Consider the following 19,781-nt stretch of genomic DNA (forward strand, 5'->3'; position numbering starts at 1 on the left):
ACCGTCGCTGTCAGGCTCGTCTGCGTCTGCGCCGTCGTCACTGCCACTGTCGCCACGCCCGCGACTACCCTCGCCGGAGCTGGCTCCGGGTGCCGCACCCGGCCCGGCACCCTCTCCGGACTCGCTGTCCGAATCGCCTACGGAGCCGCTGCTGTCGGTGTCGTCCCCGCCCGTACCTTCGGTGTCGGTGCCTCCTCCGCCCGCACCCGCATCGTCGCCACCTTCTCCTGCGCTACCTCCGGTTCTCGAGCCTTCGCCGCCTCCGCCCGCGCTGCTACCAGTTCCGGTGCCGCGGTCGCCTCCGCCACTGCCAGCTCCGCCACTGCCAGCTCCGCCGCCAGCGCCCCCGCCCGGGCCGTTGCCAGCTCCGCCCGCACCGGCACCTTCGCCGGCTCCGCCGCCCGCACCGCCGCCACCCGCACCCCCGCTTCCATCGCCCGCACCGGGCTTCGGGACGGACTGGGCGGCGGGCGGATCGTCGGGCTGGTTCGCTACCAGTGCCATGGCGCCGCCGCCTGCCGCGAGCGCGGCGAGCACACCCGCGACGATGGCCGCCTCCTTCTTGCCGAAGCGCGGCGCCCCGGCACCCGCCGCACCGGCCGCACCCACCGCCCGCCGCCCCCGCGGCGCCCGCACCCACGGCGGCGCCGAGCGCGCCGGTGGCCACGGCCGCCGCCACGACGTGCTGGCCGTAGTCGCGGAGCATCCAGGAGACCTCGCGGACGTCGATGAAGGCGCGGGTGCACTCGGCGCAGGTGTCCATGTGCGCCTCCACCCGGTTGCGGCGGCGGGGGAGGAGCCGGTCCTTGAGGTAGTCGTGCATGGCGGCGCGGGTGGTGCGGCACTCGGGTTCGTTGACGGCTTGGGCGTGGGCGGCGGCGAATGCTCCGGCGAGGCGTTCCTCGGCGCGGCGTAGCCGCATGGTCACGGCGTGGGGTCGTACGCCGAGGCCGGTGGCGATGTCGGTGACGGCCTTGTCGTGCACGTGTCGTTCGAGGAGGATCTGGCGGTCGTCGTCGGCCAGGTCGGACAGGGCGGTGCGGAGCATGGTGACGTCGGCGAGGCGTTCGGCGTCCAGCTCGGCGCCTGCGGCTGGGGGAGTCAGGCCGTCGAGCGTGTCGTCCTCGACCGGGTGGGCGCGGCCGGCTTCGCGGGTCATGGAGATGGCTTCGTTGACCGCGGCGCGTCGCCAGTAGGGGGCGGGGTCGTTGATGGTGCCGCCGGTGGAGACGATGCGGACCATCTTCTCCAGGGCGCGGCTGGTGGCTTCCTCGGCGTCGATGCCGGGCACGCGTGCGGCGACCGAGTGCACGACGTTGGGGCGATGCACGACCCAGTCGTCGATCTGCAGTGCGCGTGCCGCCGTCATACCGGGTGCCCCCTCCCGATCGGCGATGATTCCACCGCGGTCGGAAGGGCGCGCGACGAATCCCATGATGTGCGTTAACGCACCATAAGTCGGTCACCGCCGCCCCCGGCAGGGCGCCGGGAAACGGTCAGGCGTTCGGGGCATGTGTGCCGGTGGCACGGGTCCTGAGCAGGTCCATGACGTCGTTCAGGCCCATCTCGACGCGTCCGTAGACGCGGGGGTTGAGCAGCGTCGTGCCGTCGAAGTCACCGGCGGACGCGAAGAACGCGACCGGCACGGTCAACGCCTGGAAGAACCCGAACAGGGGCCGTAGGGCGTGCTCCAGGACGAGCGCGTGCCGGTCCGTGCCGCCCGTCGCGGCAAGGAGGACCGGCTTGTTGGCGAGCGCGTACTGGTCCACGAGATCGAAGAAGTGCTTGAACATCCCGGGGTAGGAACCCCGGAACACCGGTGTCGCGGAGATCAGCAGATCGGCCTGCTCGGCGAGCCGGATCGTGGCCTCGACGTCGGGCGAGACCTCGTCGCGCTCGGCCGCCTCGGTGAAGCCCGGGCCGAGGCGGTAGACGTCGATCTGGGACGTCTCGATGGGAAGCATGCCGCCCAGCGTGTCCAGGATGACGCCGACCAGGCCCATCGTCTTGGAGCGTTCGTTCGGGCTGCCGTTGACGACGACGACGCGGAGCGCCGCACCGCCGTCCGCCGGATGCTCGGCCGGACGCTCGGCTGGACGCTCCGCCGGATGCTCAGCCCGCTCCAGGCCGACGGCGGTCGGGGCGCTCATGCCGCGCTCTTCTCACGCGCGGCGACCTCGCGGCGCACAACCGGTGCGACCTCGGTTCCGAGCCGTTCGATGGCCGCAAGGTGCTCCTGCTGCGGCATCCCGCCGAAGCCCATCTGGATCAGGGCGCGGTTCAGGCCGTACAGCTCGTGGTAGGCGAGGAGCTTGTCGATCATCTCCTGCGGGCTGCCGACCAGGAGTCCTGCCTGCGGCGAGGACTGCGCGTCGAACGCCGACCGGGGCAGCAGGAACCCCTCGCCGCGCTGGTGGTTGTTGTCCATCATGCCGCGCGCGAAGTACGGGTACATGACGTCCCGCGCGTGCTGGCTGGTGCGCCCGACGAACCCGTGCGCGTTGATGCTGACCGGCAACGCGCCGACGTCGTGCCCCGCCTGCTCGGCCGCCTCCCGGTAGAGCTCGACGGTCTGCAGGTGGGACGCGATCGGGCCCAGCAGCAGTGCCAGCGCCATGGGCAGGCCGAGCCGCCCGGTGCTGACGGCAGACGCCGGAGACCCGCCGACGCCCACCCAGACCGGGATGGTGTCGCCGTCGGCGCGGGGCGCGATGTCGGCGTCGGCCAAGGGGGCGCGGAACCTGCCCTGCCACGTCAAGGGGTTCCGGTCGCGGATCTTGAGCAGCAGGTCCAGGTTCTCGCGGAACAGGTCGGCGTAGTCCTTGAGGTCGTACCCGAACAGGGGGAACGACTCGGTGTACGAGCCGCGGCCCGCGATGATCTCCGCGCGTCCGGCGGACAGCAGGTCGATGGTGGCGAACTGCTCCCAGACCCGTACCGGGTCCTCCGAGCCGAGCACGGTGACGGAGCTCGTCAGCCGGATGTTCTCGGTGTGCTCGGCGGCCGCCGCCAGCAGGATCGTCGGCGCGGACCCGACGAAGTCGCTGCGGTGGTGCTCGCCGACGCCGAAGACGTCGAGGCCCACCTCGTCGGCGACCCGTGCCTGTTCGATCGTCTCGCGGACGCGCTGCCGCGGGGACGGCAGGACTCCGGTGACGGGATCCTTCGTGATCTCGCCGAACGTCATGATCCCGATCTCGAATGCCATCGTGAGTTCCTCCCTGCCGACGGCGGTGGCGAGCGCCTCCGATGACCGCCGACGTTCCGGTCTGCACTGGATAACTTGTCTGCGCAGACAGATATTCCGCCGGGGGCTGTCAGATGCACCGGTGACCCGGGTGACCTGTGCGTCTGACGGCGGAGAGGGTGTCTGCGCAGGCAGGTGAGTGGTGTCCGGGGACCAGGGCCGTTAGCGTGCGGGGATGGCGACCGACCGGCTGCGCGACATCGAGGCCGAAGCATGGCAAGGGTTCCTGTATACCCACGACCGGCTCTGGAGCACGCTCGAGGCCGGGCTGGCACGGCACGGCGTGAGCATGGCCGAGTACAGCGTGCTGGCCCTGCTCGGCGAGGCCGGCCCGAAGGGCATGCGGATGTCCGACCTCGCGCAGCGTCGGCTGATGACCAGCGGCGGGTTCACGCGGCTCGCCGACCGGCTCGAGAACCGGGGGCTGATCGAGCGCCGCCGTTCGACGACGGACCGCCGCAGCTCCGACGCGGTCCTCACCCCGGCGGGGCGAACACTGATGCGCAAGGCGTGGCGCCAGCACCACAGCGACCTGCGCAGCCAGTTCTTCGACCTTCTCGACGATGACGACCTGCGCCGGCTGGCCGGCATCTGGGCCAAGCTGGACCCGGCCGCCGAGCCCGTGGCAGACGACACCCCGGGCGGCTGAGGGGCCGGGTCAGTGGCTGCGCCGCCGCAGCGCGACGCCGCGGACGAAGGCCGCCTGGCCGGCGTGCTGGATGTCGTCGTTGACGACGCTGACCAGCCGGACGCCGAGCGTGACCGGCGGGTTCCAGGACTCGTCGATCACCTGGTCGAGGTCGGCGTCGGACAGGGTGCCCAGGTACCGGATGGTCCGGTCGTGCACGGCGTCGTGGTACGCGGTGAGCAGCTCGCCGGACGGCACCCGGACCGCCGAGACCTCGTCGGCGTCGTGCCCGTAGCCGGTGTCCTCGGCCGGGAACGGCAGCCCGAACCGGCGGTCCCACGCGTCGTCCGACCAGACCTGGCTGGTGCCGGCGGCGTCGGCGATGTGATCGTCCTGGACCCGGGACAGGTGCCAGATGAGCCACGCCACCGAGTTCGCGTCCTCGTCGACGCGGAACGCGAGCTCCTCTGCGGTCAGCCCCTTGACCGCGTGGCGCACGGTCTGCTGGATCCTGTTGAACGCGTCCACGAGCAGATCAGTACTCCGCATGCCGCCGTCCCCTTTCGTGCCGTGGCGTCTACCAGCCACGATGCCATGACGGCCGCGCGTTCGCCCAGGACGGCGGGCCGGGTGGCACCGTGGCGCCACCCGGCCCGGCGCTATGCGCCGACCACGCCGCCGTCCTCCCGGGTGATCACGATGGTGGCGGACCGGGGGCGGCCGGTGGGGCTGTAGTCGGGCCAGCTGGAGCTGGCGCGCGGGTTCTCGGGCGTGCCCGTGTCGCCGGGGTGCTGGATGTTGACGAACAGCGACCGGCCGTCCGGGGTGGCGGTGATGCCGGTGATCTCGCAGCGCGGGGGACCGACCAGGAACCGGCGGATGTCGCCCCGGCGGGTGTCGGCCACCAGCATCTGGTTGTTCTGGTCGGCGCCGTCGACCTGCGGCTGGGTGCCGTCGGTCAGGATCCAGAGCCGTCCCACGGCGTCGAACCACAGCCCGTCGGGCGAGCCGAACGCCTGGTCCGGCGGGACGGTGGCGCCGCTGGCCTCGTCCCCGGCGAGCAGAAAGATGTCCCAGTCGAACCGCACCGCGCTCGGGTTGCCGTTCTCGTCGATCTTCATGATGTGCCCGAACCGGTTGTTCAGCCTCGGGTTGGCGGCGTCCGCCGACTCGGTGCGGGCCGTGTTGTTGGTGCAGGTGAAGTACACCGCGCCGGTGTGTGGCTGCACGGTGCACCACTCGGGCCGGTCCATCGGCGTCGCGCCGACGGCGTCCGCGGCGAGGCGGGTGTGGATCAGCACCTCGGCCTGGTCCGCGAACCCGTCCGCCGCGGTCAGGCCCGGCTCGCCGTGCACGAGTGGCAGCCACCGGCCGGAGCCGTCCTCGTCGAACCTGGCCACGTACAGCGTGCCCTCGTCGAGCGGGCTCCGCCCGGCCCGGCGCGCCTTGGCGATCGGCTCGGCGCCGACGAACTTGTAGAAGTAGTCGAACTGCGTGTCGTCGCCCATGTACACCACGGCTTCGCCGCGGCGCCCCCGCACGACGACGGCGTTCTCGTGCTCCATCCGGCCCAGCGCGGTCCGCTTCTTCGGCGTCGACGTCGGGTCGAAGGGGTCGACCTCGACGACCCAGCCGAACCGGTTGTACTCGTTCGGCTCGGTCCGCATGTCGAACCGGCTGTCGGTGGTGTACCAGGGGTACGGGCTCTCCGAGCCGATGCCGTAGCGCTCCTCGACCGAGCCTGCAGGCGGCGGCTGCTCGCCGTAGTAGAAGTACTTGTTGATCGTCTCTTCGCAGGTCAGATACGTGTCCCACGGCGTGGGGCCGCTGGCGCAGTTGTTCAGCGTCCCCAGCACCCGCATGCCCTCGGGGTCCGCGCTCGTGCGCATCAGAGAGTGCTTGGCCGCGGGGCCGGTGATCTCGACCGGTGTCGTCATGGTCACCCGGCGGGCGAACCGCGACTCGGCCACCTGCCAGCCGCCGTCCCGGTCCTGCTCGACCTGGATGACCGAGACGCCGTGCGCCGCCATCGACTTCGCGGTCTTCTCGGGCGACCAGGCGGCCCGTCCGCCCGTGTGCAGCAGGTTCTCGGTAGTGGCCTCGTGGTTGACGCAGAGCAGGCCGGAGCGGCGGTCCCGGAGCGGGAAGAACCACATGCCGTCGTGGTGGTCGCCGGCCTGCCGCGCCTGGTCGGCCGCGCTGTTGCTCGCGTCCTCGCGGAACGCAGGGCCGGAGGGGACGATCGGGTGCCCCCACGGGTAGAGCACCTGGTACCGGTAGCCCGGCGGCAGCTTCACCGCGTCGGCCGTGCTGGGCGCGACGGCGGGGAAGCCGAGCAGCGGCCGTCCGGCGCCGTGACCCGCGCTCGCCACGGCATCGGCAGCGGTGCCGACGCCGGCGCCGGCCGCCGCGGGTGCCGGGACCCCGAAGAAGGCCGCCGCGGCGGTGGCCAGACCGCCCGCGATGGCGGTCCGGCGGGACAAGCGCAGCTCGGCGAGCTCGGACATCGACGGCGGACGGGGCGTGTCGGCGTTCACGGAGGGCTCCAACCTTGGGGGCGCGGACCGCGATGCGGTCGGGACGCGTGTCACGGTAGGGAGCCGAGATGGCCGGATCCTGGCACGAACGTGAACGACGGCGAAAGGACGGTCCGCCCCGGCGTCAGCCGTCGGAAAGCCGGATGAGCACCTTGCTGCTGTCCGGCCCCGCCGCCGCGGCGAGCGCCTCGCCGGCCTGGTCGATGCCGAACCGGTGGGTGATCACGCCGGACACGTCCAGCCCGCCGGCCAGGGCGTCGAGGGCGTCGCCGATCTCGTCGACGAACCGGTAGGCGCCGACCCAGGTGATCTCGCGGGTGACGAGATCGCCGAGGGCGGCCGGTGCGGGCGTCCCGGGGAGGTTGCCGACCTGGACGAGGGTCCCGCCGCGGGCCGTGGCCCGCAGCACGCCGCCCAGGGCCGCGGGGGCGCCGGACGCCTCGAAGACGAGCTCGTTGTCGTCGGGCAGGCTGTCGCCGGCGCCGAGGTCGAGGATCCGGTCGGCGCCCAGCTCCTTGGCCACGGCCAGCGAGCCCGCGGAGAGGTCAGCGGCGGTGACCGAGGCGGCGCCGGCGAACTTCGCGGCCGCCACCACGAGGCAGCCGATCGGCCCGGCGCCGTTGACGACCACGTCGCGGCCGCGGACGTCGCCCGCGCGGTGGACCGCGTGCATCGCCACGGCCAAGGGCTCCGCGAGGGCGCCACGCTCGGTGCTGACGCCGTCGGGCAGCCGCCGGAGCTGGTGGGCCGGGACGGCCCGCAGCTCGCTGAATCCGCCGTCGGTGTGGGGGTGGAAGGCTGCCGACCCGAAGTACCGGACCCGCGAGTGGAGGTTGGTCCGCCCAGCCAGCCGCGCCGGCAGGACCGACCCGTCCGCCGGCTGCGCGGGGTGCACGGTGACCGGCGTCCCGGGCTCCCAGCCCGTGACGCCGGGACTGTTCGTGACCACCCGGCCGGCCACTTCGTGGCCCAGGACGAGCGGGTCGCGCAGGACGGCGGTGCCGGAGGCGCCGTGCTTCCAGTAGGACACGTCCGACCCGCAGACGCCGCCCCACTCCATGGCCACGACCACCTCGCCGGACCGGGCCACGGGGTCGGGGCGCTCCTCGACCCGCAGGTCGCCGGCGCCGTGCACGACTACCGCCCTCATACGGCGTCCTCCAGCGCGACCAGGTCGCGGCCCCGGGTCTCGGGGGAGAGGCGGGCGGCTACGAGGGTGATGAGGGAGTAGGCGATGAGCATCGCTGCGATCGGCCACCAGCTGCCGGTGGCCGCGGTCAGCGCCGCTGCGACGACCGGGCCGATCGCGGTGGCGAGGATGCCGCCGATCTCCTTGGACAGGGCCAGCTGCGTGAACCGGGTGCGGGCGCCGAAGAGCTCCGCCATGGTGACGCTCTCGAGGGCGAACAGGCCCAGGACGCCGAGGTTCAGGCCGGCGATCATGCCGAGCATGAGGCCGGTGGTGGTGCCGTCGGTGATCAGCAGCATCATCGGGAACGCGAACGCGATGGTCAGCAGCGAGAGCACCGTGTACATCGAGCGGCGGCCGAACCGGTCGCCGAGCATGCCGATCACGGGCACGGTGGCGAAGCCGAGGATCGAGCCCCACATGATGGCCTCGGTGGCCAGCGCGCGGTCCATCGCGAGGGTGGTCGCGACGTACCCGACCAGGAAGGTCTGCACCAGGCCGGAGTTGCCGGCCTGGCCGAACCGCAGGGCTAGCGCCAGGAAGAACGCCTTGCCCTTGCGCTGCTTGAGCGCGGCCTGGAGCACCGGCTCCTCGGTGGTGGTCGTGACCTCGTCGCGGGAGAGCTCGTCGCGGGAGAGCTCGTCGCGCGTGAGGGCGACGCCGTCTACGACGTCGGGCCGGGCCTCGAAGACCGGGCTCTCCTTGACGTTGGTGCGGATCCAGACCGCGAAGATCATCAGCACGAAGCTGAGCAGGAACGGCAGCCGCCAGCCCCAGCTCAGGAGCTGCTCCTCGCTGAGCACGGCAAGCAGCAGCGCCCACAGGGCCGACGCCGCCAGCGTGCCGGAGTTGGTGCCGAGCGAGACCAGCGAGGCGACGAGGCCGCGGCGCCGGACGGGCGCGTACTCCGCGAGCATCACCGTGGCGCCGGCGATCTCGGCGCCCGCGCCGAAGCCCTGGACCAGGCGCAGCACGACGAGCAGGATCGGCGCGGTGATGCCGATCATCTGGTAGGTCGGCAGCGCGCCGATCAGGGTCGTGGAGACGCCCATGAGCGCGACGGTGATGAACAGGACCTTGCGGCGGCCGAGCCGGTCGCCCATGCGGCCGAAGTAGATGGCGCCCGCGAGCCGCGCCACGTAGCCGACGCCGTAGGTGGCCATCGCGGCGATCAGGGCGATCGCGGGGCTGACGTCGGGGAAGAATATCTGGTTGAACACGATCGCCGCGGCCAGCGAGTACAGCTGGAAGTCCATGAACTCCATGGCCGTACCGAGCCAGCCCGACACGGCCGCCTTGGTCAGGTCCTTGGTCGACCGGGTGACCGCGTTGCCGGGTGGGGTCATTGCTGTTTCCGCCATTGGAAGGGTGCTCCTTGCGTTCTGGACAGACGCCGTTGTCGGGAGGTGCTCGTCGATTCATGTGTGGCAGGACTAGTATGTAAGCAGCGTCCACAAGTTGGTGTCAACCGGCGTGTAGTGCGGAGGCGGGCGTCGCCTCGCCTAGACTGCCTCGCATGGGGCAAGCCTCGATCCGATCCAACCGGAGCGTCGTCTACGAGACGCTGCGCCGCAAGGTGCTCACGCTCGAGCTGCCGCCGGGCGCCTCCCTGTCGGAGAACGAGCTCGCCGCGTCGCTCGGCGTCAGCCGTACGCCGGTGCGCGAGAGCCTGATCCTGCTCGGCGAGGAGGGCCTGGTCCGGGTGTTCCCCAAGGTCGGGTCCTTCGTCTCCCGGGTCGACGCCGGACGCGTCGCAGACGCGCAGTTCCTCCGCGAGGCCGTCGAGCTTGCCGCGTTCGACGACATCCCGGAGACCCTCGACCCTGACCTGGTCGCCGAGCTCCGGGCCAACCTGGAGCAGCAGCGGGAACCGGGGCTCGACCTCGAGACGTTCTTCGGGCTCGACGAGGCGTTTCACCATGGGCTGCTGCGGCTGAGCGGGCACGGCAACGCCTGGTCGACGGTGGTCGCGGCCAAGGGGCACCTGGACCGGGCGCGCCGCCTCGGCCTGCACGAGACCAACGGCATCGGCCGGTTCGTCGACGAGCACCACGCCATCCTCGACGCGGTGGTGGCCGGCGACATCTCCAGCGCGCGGAACAACCTGCGGGCGCACCTGCGCGCCGTGTTCGACGACATCGAGAAGACGCGGCAGCGCTCGCCCGAGCTTTTCGCGGCGGACGACGGCTCGGTCCCGGTCCGCCGCAGCGTCGCCGTCTGGGAGTAGGCACGCGAAAACCCCTTGGTTGTGAGCGTGATCGTTGTGACTACGCGCCCGTTCTAGGCGCAACGATCACGCTCACAACCAAGGGGGTGGGTTGTTAGGCGATGCGGCGGCGGTAGGCGCTCATCGCGAAGAAGTACGCGACGGCGAGGATGCCGACGCACCACGCGAGGGCGACCCAGATGTCGGTGCCGACCGGCTGCTCGGCCAGCAGGTTGCGGATCGTGTCGATGATGGACGTGACGGGCTGGTTCTCGGCGAACCAGCGCACCGGGCCGGGCATGGTCTCCGTGGGCACGAAGGCCGAGCTGAGGAACGGCAGGAAGATGAGCGGGTAGGAGAACGCGCTCGCGCCGTCGACCGTCTTGGCGGACAGGCCCGCGATGACCGCGAGCCAGGTCAGCGCCAGGGTGAACAGAACCAGGATGCCCGCTACACCGAGCCAGGCCAGCACCCCGGCCCCGGAGCGGAAGCCCATCACGAGCGCGACGAGCACGACTACCGCGATCGAGATCAGGTTGGCGACCAGCGACGTCAGCACGTGCCCCCACAGGACCGACGACCGGGCGATCGGCATGGACTGGAACCGCTCGAAGATGCCGCCCTGGAGGTCCAGGAACAGCCGGTAGGCCGTGTACGCGATGCCGGAGGCGACAGTGATGAGGAGGATGCCGGGCAGCAGGTAGCTCACGTAGCTGTCCGTGCCCGTGTCGATGGCGCCGCCGAAGACGTAGACGAACATCAGCATGAACGCGATCGGCATGAGCGCGGTGGTGATGATGGTGTCGGGGCTGCGCATGATGTGGCTCAGGGACCGCCCGGTCAGTACGGCGGTGTCACCGAAGAAGTGCTTGGTCATCGTTCGCTCCTCACGCGTCCGTGCCGGCAGGGTTGCTGGTCTTGTTGCTGGGTTCGTTGCCGCTCGTTCCGGCGTCACCGTTCTTGCCGGCGTCGCCGTTGTTCCCGACGACGGCGAAGAAGACGTCCTCCAGGGAAGGCTGCTTCTCGACGTACTCGACCTTCGCCGGCGGCAGGAGGGCCTTGAGCTCGGCCAGGGTGCCGTTGACGATGATCCGGCCCTGGTGCAGGATCGCGATCCGGTCGGCGAGCTGCTCCGCCTCGTCCAGGTACTGGGTGGTCAGCAGCACCGTGGTGCCGCCCTGGGCGAGCTTCTTGACCTCGTCCCAGACCTCGATGCGGGCCTCGGGGTCGAGCCCCGTCGTCGGCTCGTCGAGGAAGATGACCGGCGGGTTGCCGATCAGGCTCATGGCGATGTCGAGGCGGCGCCGCATGCCGCCGGAGTAGGTGGCGGCCTTGCGGCCGCCGGCGTCGGTCAGGGAGAAGCGGGCCAGGAGGTCGTCGGCGATCTTGCCGGGGTTGGTCAGGTGGCGCAGCTTCGCGACCAGGATCAGGTTCTCGCGTCCGGTCAGGACTTCGTCGACGGCGGCGAACTGCCCGGTCAGGCTGATCGACTCGCGTACGTCGGCGGCCTGGGTGGCGACGTCGTACCCGTTGACGCTCGCGGTGCCGGCGTCGGCCTTGAGCAGGGTGGACAGGATCTTGATGGCGGTGGTCTTGCCTGCGCCGTTGGAGCCGAGCAGCGCGAAGATGCTGCCGCTCGCGACCTCGAAGTCCACGCCCTTCAGGACGTGCAGGTCCCTGTACGACTTCTCGATGTTCTGCACCCGGATCGCGGGCTCGCGACCCCGGTCGGTTGGCATCGTCATGTTCTCTTACCTCTCTGGGGTGGTTCGGAACGGTTTTTGGGTAGGGGGTAGCCAGGACGGTGGATCAGCGGGTTATCGGTCCGGCGTCGCCGGCCCGGGCGGTCAGGCCCGGCTCAGGTCAGGCGGTTGCCCTCAGGGGCGGCGGATGATGATGTCGCCCCAGCCGGTGCTGGCGTGGATCTCGGCGGTGGCCTCGTTCTCCACGGGGCCCTCCGTGGGGGTGAGCTGGTTGCGGACGGTGCCGTGCTCGGAGGTGACGTCGAGCCAGGCGGCCGTGCCCTCGGGCACGTCGGCCTCGATCGAGCCGTAGGACGTGGTGAGCGTGACGCTGCCCGACTCGACGCGGTCGACGCGGATTCCGGCGTGCGCGGACTTGACGCTGAGCGTCCCGTGCACGCGGCCGACGGCGACTTCGCCGTGCGCTCCGACGACGTCCAGCGTGCCCGTCACGGAGCCGATGGACGTGGTGCCGTTGCTGGCGCGGACGGTGCCTTCGCCGGCGAACTCGGTGATCCGCACGGAGCCGGCGCTCGCCTTCACGGTCGTGGCACCCGGCGCGCTGCCGACGATGACGTTCCCGGCCGAGACCTTGAGGTCCAGGCGGGCGGCCTCGTCGACCCGGGCGTCGCCGCCGTTGAGGGTGAGGTCGACGGCGCCGAGCCGGCCCTCGGAGAACAGCGAGCCGGCCTTGCCGCTCAGGTCGGACCCGGCGGGCACCTCGATGTTGACGATCGCGCCGCCGGCGGCAAAGGGGAGGACGTACTGCTTCCAGGCAGCCGGATAGATGATCGTGACGGCGTCGCCGTCCCGCTGGACGCGGGTCTCCTCGGCGGCGCGCACCGAGCCGGACTTGGCCGGGTCGGCGGGCAGGACGGTGACGACGACGTCGTCCCGCTCCCCGGCGACGACGTGCAGGTTGCCGAACGGCACGTCCACGACGACCGGGACGGGGGTGGGGGCAGGGAAAGTGGGCATGACGGCTCCAGGTGAGGGCGAAGAACGACGGGTGGCGGTGCTGTGGTGTCTGGGTGGTGTCTAGGTGGTGTCGCGGCGGGTGGTCAGCGCACCCAGCCGGTGAGGCGCTTCGTCGAGGGCTGCCCGGGTCCGGTCTGCTGTTCGGGCCGGCCGGTGGGCTGGTCGAGTGCCGCGGCTACCGCCCGCACGAGCCAGGTGTTGACGGAGACGCCGTCGCGGGCGGCGGCGGCCTCGGCCTGGGTCTTGAGGTGGTCGGGCAGGCGCAGGGTGGTGCGTGTGGTGGCACCGCCGTCGGCGTCTGCGTTCGCCGGTGCGGACGGCGACGGCGTGGGTGCCGAGGCCACGGCGGGTGCCGAGGTCGGAGCCGGTGCCGCGGCGGGTGCGGCGACGACGAACTCGGGCTCGCCGCCGCGCAGCCGCACGTCGACGGAGCCCGGTGCGAGCTCGGCGGAGATCTCGCCGGCCGCGGCCGAGAGTGCCTCGAGCAGGACGAGGCGGGCTGCGGCGTCGAGCGGGGCGGTCAGGCGGCCGGCGAGCTCATGCGCCTCGTCCCCGCCCGCGGCGGCCGCGGTGGAGAGCTGGCGCTGCAGCTCGTCGACGTATCTCGTGAGGTCCATGCGAAGACTATGACACCATTGATGGTGTCACCGCAACCCCTGTGACGTCATTAATGGCACCAGTTTGACGTCACATGGTGTCGCAGAAGTGCCTGCGCAGGTCAGCGGCCTGCCGGTCGGTCGCCGTCGTCAGCGACCGCTCGGCTCGACCAGCCCGTTCTCGTACGCGGCGATGACGAGCTGCGCGCGGTCGTGGGCGTTCAGCTTGGTCATGACGCGGTTGACGTGGGTCTTGGCGGTGTGCGGCGAGATGGCCAGCAGCTCCGCGATGTCGCCGTTGGAGCGGCCCGTGCCGACGAGTGCCAGCACCTCCGACTCGCGCTCGGTCAGGTCGTGCAGCGCTCGCGGCGGCTCCGTCGTGTGCAGGCGGGTCGAGTGCACGTACCGGTCGATGAGGGTCCGGGTGGCGACGGGGGACAGGAGCGCGTCGCCCCGGTGGACCGCCCGGATCGCCGCGGCGATGTCGTCCCGCTCCGCCCCCTTGCCGATGAACCCGCTCGCGCCGGCCCGCAGCGCGCCGACGATGTACTCGTCCTCCTCGAACGTCGTCAGCACCAGGACCCGGACCGCCGCCAGGTCCGGGTCGGCACAGATCTCCCGGGTCGCCGCGATGCCGTCCATGCCCGGCATGCGGATGTCCATCAGGACGAGGTCCGGACGGCGCTCGCGGGCGAGCGCTATCGCCTGGTGCCCATCGGCCGCCTCGCCGGCGATGGTCAGGCCCTCGCTGTGCGTGATGAGGTCGGCGATCGCCGAGCGGATGAGGGCCTGGTCGTCCGCGATGAGGACGGAGATCATGAGCGGCTTCCTGGTGCGGTCGGGGTTGCGCTTGCGGTGGGGGGTGCCGTTGCCGGTGCGGGCAGGTCGACGTCGAGCTCCCAGGAGCTCACCCCCGCCCGGCCGTGGCGAAGCGTGCCCCGCACGGACTCGACGCGCTCGCGTACTCCGATCAGGCCGTTGCCGGCTCCGGTGGGGGCGACGTCGGCGCCGTCCGCCGTCGGGCCGGGACGGGCGGGGCCGGGATGGGCTGGAACGGACTGCGCGGGGACGGACTGCGCGGGGACCGGATTGACCACCGTGAGGTGCAGCCGGTCCGGCAGGTACTCGATCACCACGTGCGCCCGGTGGTCGACGCCGTGCTTGTGGGCGTTGGTCAGCGCCTCCTGGATGACCCGCAGCGCGACGACGTCGACCGCGGGCGGCAGCTCGCGCGCGTCGCCGAGCCGGCGCACCGTGACGTCGAGCCCGTGCCCGCGGAACTGCCGCAGGATGTCGTCGAGCTGGGCCAGACCGAGCGGCCCGGTGCCCGGCGAGCTGCGGTCGCGCAGCGTGGCGAGCAGGTCGCCGATCTGGGTGAGCACGGTCCGCGAGGCCTGGCGGATGACGGCCAGCGAGTGCTCGGCGTCGTCCGGCCGATCGCGCAGCGCCGAACCGGCGACGCCGGCATGCAGATTGATGACGGCTATCTGGTGGGCGACGGCGTCGTGCAGGTCGCGGGCGATGGTCAGCCGGTCCTCCGCGACGCGCTGGTTGGCCACGGCCTCCCGTGTCGCCTCGGCGCGCTCGGCGCGTTCGGTGATCGCCTGGAACTGCTCGCGCTGCACCCGGATCAGGTCGCCGAGCGCGCCGAAGAGCAGGACGAGGAGCAGGAACTGCATGGACCCGCGGCCGATCGCGACGGCGCCCGCGGAGCTCACGAGGACGCCGGCGCCGAGCACCAGCCACAGCGCGCGCCGGCGGGGCAGCGCGCCGCTCGCCGTGAACGTCGCGATCGCCGCAGCGAGCACCACACCGGGGTTGAACAGGCCGATCGGCACGCTGAGCCAGACCACGGCCACCGTGGCCGCGACGGTCAGGACGGGGCGCCGGCGGCGCAGCAGGAGCAGCGCGGCCGCCACCAGCGCGATGGCGAAGACGTCGGCCCGCCACTCCGGCAGCGTGGATTCCTCGGTCGGGAGCGGGCTCGTCAGCAGCACCGCGACGGATGCCGCGGCGTGACCGGCCCACGCGGGAATCCGGTGGGTGTGGCCGAGCTGCATCTCGTTGCTCCGTCGCATCTCGTCCCCCCTGTCCGCCGTCGGCCGGTTCCGCCGTCCGCCGGTTGCGCCGTCCGGCGGCCGCGCCGTGCCAAGCATCCCGTACCCGGCGGGTACGCGCGTCCCGCCCAGGGGGTATCGGGGAGTACTACCACGGCGGTACACAAGAGTCATCGTCAGGGCGATTCGTGAAGGGCGTCCGCGGCGGAGGGTTGGTCACGTCAACATCTCCGGCACCATGAGAGAGGCGGCCGACGTGGCTTCCCCACTGCTCTCCGTCAGCAACCTGCACAAGACCTACGGGTCCGGCTCGAACGCCTTCGAGGCGCTCAAGGGCCTGGACCTGGACATCGCCGAGGGCGAGTCCATAGCGATCATCGGCAAGAGCGGCTCGGGCAAGTCGACCCTGATGCACCTGCTCGCCCTGCTCGACCGGCCCACCTCGGGGACCATCACCCTGGACGGGAAGGACACCTCCCGGCTCTCGGCCAAGCAGCTCAACCAGACCCGCAACAGCACCTTCGGGTTCGTCTTCCAGCAGTTCTTCCTCAATGCCCAGGCGAGCGTGCTCGACAACGTCACGCTCCCACTGAAGATCGCCGGGGTCTCGCGCCGCGAGCGCCACGCCCGCGGGATGGCGGCGCTGACGCAGCTCGAGCTGGACGACAAGGCCGGCAACAAGGCCAACGACCTGTCCGGCGGGCAGAAGCAGCGCGTCGTGATCGCGCGGGCGCTGATCAACCAGCCGCGCGTGATCTTCGCCGACGAGCCGACCGGCAACCTGGACACGGCCACGGGCGCCGTCGTGGAGGACATCCTCTTCGACCTGAACCGCCGCCAGGGCATCAACCTGGTGGTCGTCACGCATGACGAGGACCTGGCGTCCCGGTGCGACCGCAGCGTGTACATCCGCGACGGCCTCCTCGCCGTGCGCGAGGAGGTGGCGGCATGAAGATCGTCGACGTCGTAGGCACCGCCTTCCGCAACGCCTTCCGGTCCCGGCTGCGCACCAGCCTGACGGTCCTGGCCATCTTCATCGGCGCCTTCACGCTGTCCCTGACGAACGGCCTGGGTACCGGCGTCAACCAGTACCTCGACGACACGGTGGCCTCCGTCGGGGTCGACGACGTCCTGACCGTCACCAAGACGAACGAGGAGGCGCCCACCGACGACGGCCCGGCCGAGTACGACCCCAACCAGATCGAGGCCGACGGCCCGCCCGGGTCCACGACCACCGCCCTGACCGACGACGACATCGACACCATCGCCGACGTCGACGGCGTGCTGAGCGTCGATCCCGCCAAGAGCGTCATGGTCGACTACGTCCAGCACGACGACGGGACGAAGTACCAGCTGTCCGTCGCCGAGTTCGTCCCCGGGATGCGGGTCGAGCTGGCGTCCGGCAGCCAGGTGGACCTCGACGCCGCCGACCCCGAGCTGGTGCTGCCCGAGACCTACCTCGAGCCGCTGGAGCTGGGTTCCGCCGCCGACGCCGTCGGGCAGACCGTCGCGCTGGCCGTCACGGACGCCACCGGGGAGCAGGTGACCACCGACGCGACGATCGTCGGCGTCGCCGAGCCCGCGGTGATCACGATGGGCGGCGCGATCCCGAACGACGTCCTCACCACCACGCTCTACGACCTGCAGACCTCGGGGGCGCCCGAGGCGGAGACCACCCGCTACGCGCAGGCGTCCGTCTCGTTCGACCCCGCCGGTGGCGAGGACGCGGCCCAGGCCCTGAAGGACCGGCTGGAGGACGCCGGCTACACCGCCAGCACCCTGGAGGACCAGCTCGGCACGCTCACCGCGGTCATCGACGGCATAGTGCTCGTGCTGAACGGGTTCGCGGTGATCGCGCTGATCGCCGCGGGCATCGGGATCGTCAACACGCTCTTCATGGCGGTCCAGGAACGCACGCGCGAGGTCGGGCTGATGAAGGCCATGGGCCTGTCGAGCGGACGCGTCTTCTCCCTGTTCAGCATCGAGGCGGTGGTCATCGGTCTGGTCGGGAGCGCGGTGGGCGTGCTCGGCGCGATCGGCGTCGGGCAGCTCGTGAACGGTGTGTCCGGGGACCTCCTGGCCGACCTGCCGGGGCTGACGCTCATCGCATTCGATCCGGTGAGCGTCGCGACGGTGGTGCTGAGCGTGATGGCCATCGCGTTCGTCGCCGGCACGCTGCCCGCACTGCGCGCGGCGCGCCAGGACCCGATCTCGTCCCTCCGCTACGAGTAGCCGGTTCGGGCTGGGCGTTCATCCGAACACCGCCCGCCGAACCGCAACTTACGTGTCGATCGGGCCTGAGCCGGACGTCCGTCTTTCGGCTCGACGCCGAAGCCGACACGTAAGTTGCGGTTCGGCGCGTCCGGTTCACCCGATTCCTACGAGGCAGCGCGCGCGGGGCGCGCTTACTTTCGGGATCTCGGTCCGTGCTCACCGGCACATCGAGGGTCGAGCCTCATGGAGGAATTCGAGAACAGGACGAATCATGGACTTCTGGGACTTCTTCTGGCTGATGGTCTACAGCTTCTTCTTCGTGGCTTACCTCATGGTGCTGTTCCAGGTGGTCGCGGACCTCTTCCGCGACAAGCAGCTCTCCGGATGGTGGAAGGCGCTGTGGATCTTCCTCCTCATCTTCCTGCCGGTGCTCACCGCTCTCGTCTACCTCATCGCGCAGGGCCGGGGGATGGCGCAGCGACAGGGTGAGGCGGTGGTCGAAGCGCGTCGCGACACCGAGAGCTACATCCGCGAGGTCGCCGGCGCATCGCCGGCCGACCAGATCGCGAGCGCGAAGGCGCTCCTCGACGCCGGCACGATCGCACCGGCGGAGTTCGAACGGCTCAAGGCGAAGGCGCTGGTCTGACCGGCCGGGCCAACTCACCCGTTCCGGGGGAAGCCCCGTCCGGACCGGCCGGCCGAGCATGGAGGACGGACAGCCAGGCCACGCGCCCGGCGGGCACGGAGGGGCAGGGACGCTATGAGCGAGGCGGCCGGGGCGGGGCACGACGTCGGTCCGCCCGACGCCGCCGTTCGGCTCGCCGCCCTGGAGCGGGAGAACGCGGAGCTGCGCCGCCGGCTCGACGAGGCGGGTCCCGCGCCGGGTGCGGCCGCCGGCGGGCGGCCCGGCCGGCCCGCACGGCACCGCTCGCGGACCGCGGCCGCCGTGATCCTGATCCTCCTCGGTGCCCTGCTCGCGCCCGTCGCCGTCGTCGCGGCCTGGGCCGAGCGCACCCTCACCGACACCGACCGCTACGTCGCGACGGTGGGCCCGCTCGCGGAGGACCCGACGGTGCGGTCCGCGCTGTCCGGCGGCCTGACGCAGGCCGTCATGGCGCAGATCGACGTCGGGTCGCTGCTCGACGCCGTTGCCGGCGGGCTCGACGAGCGGGACGTCGCGCCGCGGGTCGCGGCCGCGCTGCCTGCGCTGGAGGCACCCCTGACCAGCGGGGTCGAGTCCTTCATCCGCCGGACGGCCGACCGCGTCGTGACCAGCGACGAGTTCGCCTCCGCCTGGCAACAGGCCAACCGGGTCGCGCACGAGCAGCTCGTCGACGTCATGCGCGGGGACGAGGGCGACGTCGTCCAGGTGGGCCAGGACGGGCAGCTCACCATCCAGCTCGCGGGCATGATCGAGCTGCTCAAGGACCGCCTCGACGAGCGCGGTTTCGGGCTCGCGGCCAACCTGCCCACCATCGACGCGACGTTCATGGTCATGGAGACCTCCCAGCTCCTCGAGATCCGCAACAGGTACGCCCAGGTCGTCGCGCTGGGGACCTGGCTCCCGTGGATCGTGCTGATCCTGCTGGGCGCCGGCGTCATTGCCGCGACGCACCACCTGCGCGCCCTGGTCGTGGCCGGCCTCGCGCTGGCGGCGGCGATGCTCGTGCTGGCCCTCGGTCTCGCGATCGCCCGCGGCCTGTACCTCGACGCGCTCAGCGGGACCGTCATGCGGCTGGATGCCGCCCAGGCAGTCTTCGATCAGGTGGTCACGTTCCTGCGCGCCACGCTGCGCACTGTCGGCGTGCTCGGCCTGGTCGTGGCGCTCGCGGCCTACCTCGGCGGGTCCAGCGCGTCGGCGCGCGGCCTGCGGGCTGGTATCGGCAGGGGTTTCGGCACCGCACGGGCGTGGGCCGAGGGGCGTGGCGTGACCACCGGCCCGGTCGGTGTGTGGCTCGCCCGGTACCGCGGCTTCGTCCGCGCGGCGGTCGTCGCGCTCGCGGCCCTGGTCCTGCTGCTCGCGGCGACGCCGACACCCGGCCTCGTCGTCGGCGTCGCGATCGGCGCGGGCCTGCTCATCGCGCTGGTCGAGCTGCTGGCCCGGCCCATGTCCGCCGCCCGGGACGACCCGTCCTGAGCCGGCCCGTACGAGAACCACCAACTCGAAGGAGACACCGTGGCCGACACGCCGAACAATCCTTCGTCATCTGGCGTGACGACATCGGGATCACGGCGACCCGGACGAACACGCGCAGCATCGGCCCGCACGAGCTCGCCACGACCTGCACGATCTCGAACATCGAGGGGAACGTCGCGACGTCCGCCGAGGACGCGGCGGCCGACGACGGCGAGCTGGCCAACGTGGTCACCGGGCCTCCGGCGTCGAA

General features: G+C 71.7%; 19 protein-coding genes. 6 read left to right on the forward strand and 13 right to left on the reverse strand.

Going from position 1 to position 19,781, the window contains the following annotated elements; translation table 11 throughout:
* Positions 1-274: 274 nt before the first annotated feature.
* From EW117_RS13075 to EW117_RS13085, 3 genes are all read right to left on the reverse strand, one after another.
* A complete protein-coding gene (locus EW117_RS13075) occupies positions 275-1,369 on the reverse strand; it encodes a zf-HC2 domain-containing protein (RefSeq protein ID WP_129787156.1) in 1,095 nt (364 codons plus the stop codon).
* A gap of 127 nt (positions 1,370-1,496) precedes the next feature.
* Complete coding sequence (locus EW117_RS13080; RefSeq protein ID WP_129787157.1) at positions 1,497-2,150, reverse strand: NAD(P)H-dependent oxidoreductase; 654 nt, start codon at positions 2,148-2,150, stop codon at positions 1,497-1,499.
* Complete coding sequence (locus EW117_RS13085; protein ID WP_129787158.1) at positions 2,147-3,208, reverse strand: LLM class flavin-dependent oxidoreductase; 1,062 nt, start codon at positions 3,206-3,208, stop codon at positions 2,147-2,149. The genes EW117_RS13080 and EW117_RS13085 overlap by 4 nt, the downstream gene beginning before the upstream one ends.
* 214 nt (positions 3,209-3,422) lie before the next feature.
* Here EW117_RS13085 and EW117_RS13090 point away from each other — a divergent pair, with 214 nt between their 5' ends.
* Complete coding sequence (locus tag EW117_RS13090; protein ID WP_129787159.1) at positions 3,423-3,896, forward strand: MarR family winged helix-turn-helix transcriptional regulator; 474 nt, start codon at positions 3,423-3,425, stop codon at positions 3,894-3,896.
* Between the two features lie 9 nt (positions 3,897-3,905).
* Here the strand turns inward: EW117_RS13090 and EW117_RS13095 are convergent, their stop codons facing one another.
* The 4 genes from EW117_RS13095 to EW117_RS13110 all read right to left on the reverse strand — a co-directional run bounded on the left by EW117_RS13095 (position 3,906) and on the right by EW117_RS13110 (position 8,962).
* Positions 3,906-4,424, reverse strand: coding sequence for a mycothiol transferase (locus EW117_RS13095; RefSeq protein WP_129787160.1), 519 nt, complete (start codon positions 4,422-4,424; stop codon positions 3,906-3,908).
* A 110-nt stretch (positions 4,425-4,534) separates the two neighbouring features.
* Entirely contained in the window at positions 4,535-6,412 is a 1,878-nt protein-coding gene (locus tag EW117_RS13100; RefSeq protein WP_242504270.1) for a PhoX family protein, read from the reverse strand.
* 124 nt (positions 6,413-6,536) lie between these two features.
* Complete coding sequence (locus EW117_RS13105) at positions 6,537-7,562, reverse strand: L-idonate 5-dehydrogenase (RefSeq protein ID WP_129787161.1); 1,026 nt, start codon at positions 7,560-7,562, stop codon at positions 6,537-6,539.
* Positions 7,559-8,962 carry an MFS transporter gene (locus EW117_RS13110; RefSeq protein ID WP_129787162.1) on the reverse strand — a complete coding sequence of 468 codons (1,404 nt, stop codon included), beginning with the start codon at positions 8,960-8,962 and terminating at the stop codon, positions 7,559-7,561. Before EW117_RS13110 ends, EW117_RS13105 begins: the two co-directional genes overlap by 4 nt.
* Positions 8,963-9,117: 155 nt before the next feature.
* Here EW117_RS13110 and EW117_RS13115 point away from each other — a divergent pair, with 155 nt between their 5' ends.
* Positions 9,118-9,828 (forward strand): GntR family transcriptional regulator, encoded by a 711-nt coding sequence (locus EW117_RS13115; protein ID WP_129787163.1) that lies wholly within the window; start codon positions 9,118-9,120, stop codon positions 9,826-9,828.
* A 94-nt stretch (positions 9,829-9,922) separates the two neighbouring features.
* On the opposite strand, the gene EW117_RS13120 is transcribed toward EW117_RS13115, so the two are convergent.
* From EW117_RS13120 to EW117_RS13145, 6 genes are all read right to left on the reverse strand, one after another.
* Positions 9,923-10,684: an ABC transporter permease gene (locus EW117_RS13120; RefSeq protein ID WP_129787164.1), complete on the reverse strand. Its 762-nt coding sequence runs from the start codon at positions 10,682-10,684 to the stop codon at positions 9,923-9,925.
* Between the two features lie 10 nt (positions 10,685-10,694).
* Positions 10,695-11,552, reverse strand: a complete 858-nt coding sequence (locus tag EW117_RS13125; protein WP_422890818.1) for an ABC transporter ATP-binding protein — start codon at positions 11,550-11,552, stop codon at positions 10,695-10,697.
* A 132-nt stretch (positions 11,553-11,684) separates the two neighbouring features.
* Positions 11,685-12,527, reverse strand: coding sequence for a DUF4097 family beta strand repeat-containing protein (locus EW117_RS13130; protein ID WP_129787165.1), 843 nt, complete (start codon positions 12,525-12,527; stop codon positions 11,685-11,687).
* 83 nt (positions 12,528-12,610) lie between these two features.
* The gene (locus tag EW117_RS13135; protein WP_129787166.1) at positions 12,611-13,144 is read right to left on the reverse strand and encodes a toxin-antitoxin system HicB family antitoxin; all 534 of its coding nucleotides are present in this window, start codon (positions 13,142-13,144) and stop codon (positions 12,611-12,613) included.
* Between the two features lie 129 nt (positions 13,145-13,273).
* Entirely contained in the window at positions 13,274-13,942 is a 669-nt protein-coding gene (locus tag EW117_RS13140) for a response regulator transcription factor (RefSeq protein ID WP_129787167.1), read from the reverse strand.
* Entirely contained in the window at positions 13,939-15,201 is a 1,263-nt protein-coding gene (locus EW117_RS13145) for a sensor histidine kinase (RefSeq protein WP_165362677.1), read from the reverse strand. Before EW117_RS13145 ends, EW117_RS13140 begins: the two co-directional genes overlap by 4 nt.
* A 217-nt stretch (positions 15,202-15,418) precedes the next feature.
* On the opposite strand from EW117_RS13145, the gene EW117_RS13150 reads away from it, so the two are divergent.
* The 4 genes from EW117_RS13150 (at position 15,419) to EW117_RS13165 (ending at position 19,531) form a co-directional block, all read left to right on the forward strand.
* Positions 15,419-16,132 (forward strand): ABC transporter ATP-binding protein, encoded by a 714-nt coding sequence (locus tag EW117_RS13150; RefSeq protein WP_129787169.1) that lies wholly within the window; start codon positions 15,419-15,421, stop codon positions 16,130-16,132.
* The gene (locus EW117_RS13155) at positions 16,129-17,412 is read left to right on the forward strand and encodes an ABC transporter permease (protein WP_129787170.1); all 1,284 of its coding nucleotides are present in this window, start codon (positions 16,129-16,131) and stop codon (positions 17,410-17,412) included. Before EW117_RS13150 ends, EW117_RS13155 begins: the two co-directional genes overlap by 4 nt.
* Positions 17,413-17,665: 253 nt before the next feature.
* Positions 17,666-18,040 carry an SHOCT domain-containing protein gene (locus tag EW117_RS13160; protein ID WP_129787171.1) on the forward strand — a complete coding sequence of 125 codons (375 nt, stop codon included), beginning with the start codon at positions 17,666-17,668 and terminating at the stop codon, positions 18,038-18,040.
* Positions 18,041-18,154: 114 nt separating this feature from the next.
* Positions 18,155-19,531 carry a hypothetical protein gene (locus EW117_RS13165; RefSeq protein WP_129787172.1) on the forward strand — a complete coding sequence of 459 codons (1,377 nt, stop codon included), beginning with the start codon at positions 18,155-18,157 and terminating at the stop codon, positions 19,529-19,531.
* Positions 19,532-19,781 lie beyond the last annotated feature (250 nt).

This window comes from Promicromonospora panici (assembly GCF_900608595.1).
Taxonomy (GTDB): Bacteria; Actinomycetota; Actinomycetes; order Actinomycetales; family Cellulomonadaceae; genus Promicromonospora; species Promicromonospora panici.

Coding starts and splice junctions, on each gene's coding strand:
- EW117_RS13075 (WP_129787156.1), bottom strand. CDS start 1,369: ATGACGGCGGCACGCGCACTGCAGATCGACGACTGGGTCGTGCATCGC.
- EW117_RS13080 (WP_129787157.1), bottom strand. CDS start 2,150: ATGAGCGCCCCGACCGCCGTCGGCCTGGAGCGGGCTGAGCATCCGGCG.
- EW117_RS13085 (WP_129787158.1), bottom strand. CDS start 3,208: ATGGCATTCGAGATCGGGATCATGACGTTCGGCGAGATCACGAAGGAT.
- EW117_RS13090 (WP_129787159.1), top strand. CDS start 3,423: ATGGCGACCGACCGGCTGCGCGACATCGAGGCCGAAGCATGGCAAGGG.
- EW117_RS13095 (WP_129787160.1), bottom strand. CDS start 4,424: ATGCGGAGTACTGATCTGCTCGTGGACGCGTTCAACAGGATCCAGCAG.
- EW117_RS13105 (WP_129787161.1), bottom strand. CDS start 7,562: ATGAGGGCGGTAGTCGTGCACGGCGCCGGCGACCTGCGGGTCGAGGAG.
- EW117_RS13110 (WP_129787162.1), bottom strand. CDS start 8,962: ATGGCGGAAACAGCAATGACCCCACCCGGCAACGCGGTCACCCGGTCG.
- EW117_RS13115 (WP_129787163.1), top strand. CDS start 9,118: ATGGGGCAAGCCTCGATCCGATCCAACCGGAGCGTCGTCTACGAGACG.
- EW117_RS13120 (WP_129787164.1), bottom strand. CDS start 10,684: ATGACCAAGCACTTCTTCGGTGACACCGCCGTACTGACCGGGCGGTCC.
- EW117_RS13125 (WP_422890818.1), bottom strand. CDS start 11,552: ATGACGATGCCAACCGACCGGGGTCGCGAGCCCGCGATCCGGGTGCAG.
- EW117_RS13130 (WP_129787165.1), bottom strand. CDS start 12,527: ATGCCCACTTTCCCTGCCCCCACCCCCGTCCCGGTCGTCGTGGACGTG.
- EW117_RS13135 (WP_129787166.1), bottom strand. CDS start 13,144: ATGGACCTCACGAGATACGTCGACGAGCTGCAGCGCCAGCTCTCCACC.
- EW117_RS13140 (WP_129787167.1), bottom strand. CDS start 13,942: ATGATCTCCGTCCTCATCGCGGACGACCAGGCCCTCATCCGCTCGGCG.
- EW117_RS13145 (WP_165362677.1), bottom strand. CDS start 15,201: ATGCGACGGAGCAACGAGATGCAGCTCGGCCACACCCACCGGATTCCC.
- EW117_RS13150 (WP_129787169.1), top strand. CDS start 15,419: ATGAGAGAGGCGGCCGACGTGGCTTCCCCACTGCTCTCCGTCAGCAAC.
- EW117_RS13155 (WP_129787170.1), top strand. CDS start 16,129: ATGAAGATCGTCGACGTCGTAGGCACCGCCTTCCGCAACGCCTTCCGG.
- EW117_RS13160 (WP_129787171.1), top strand. CDS start 17,666: ATGGACTTCTGGGACTTCTTCTGGCTGATGGTCTACAGCTTCTTCTTC.
- EW117_RS13165 (WP_129787172.1), top strand. CDS start 18,155: ATGAGCGAGGCGGCCGGGGCGGGGCACGACGTCGGTCCGCCCGACGCC.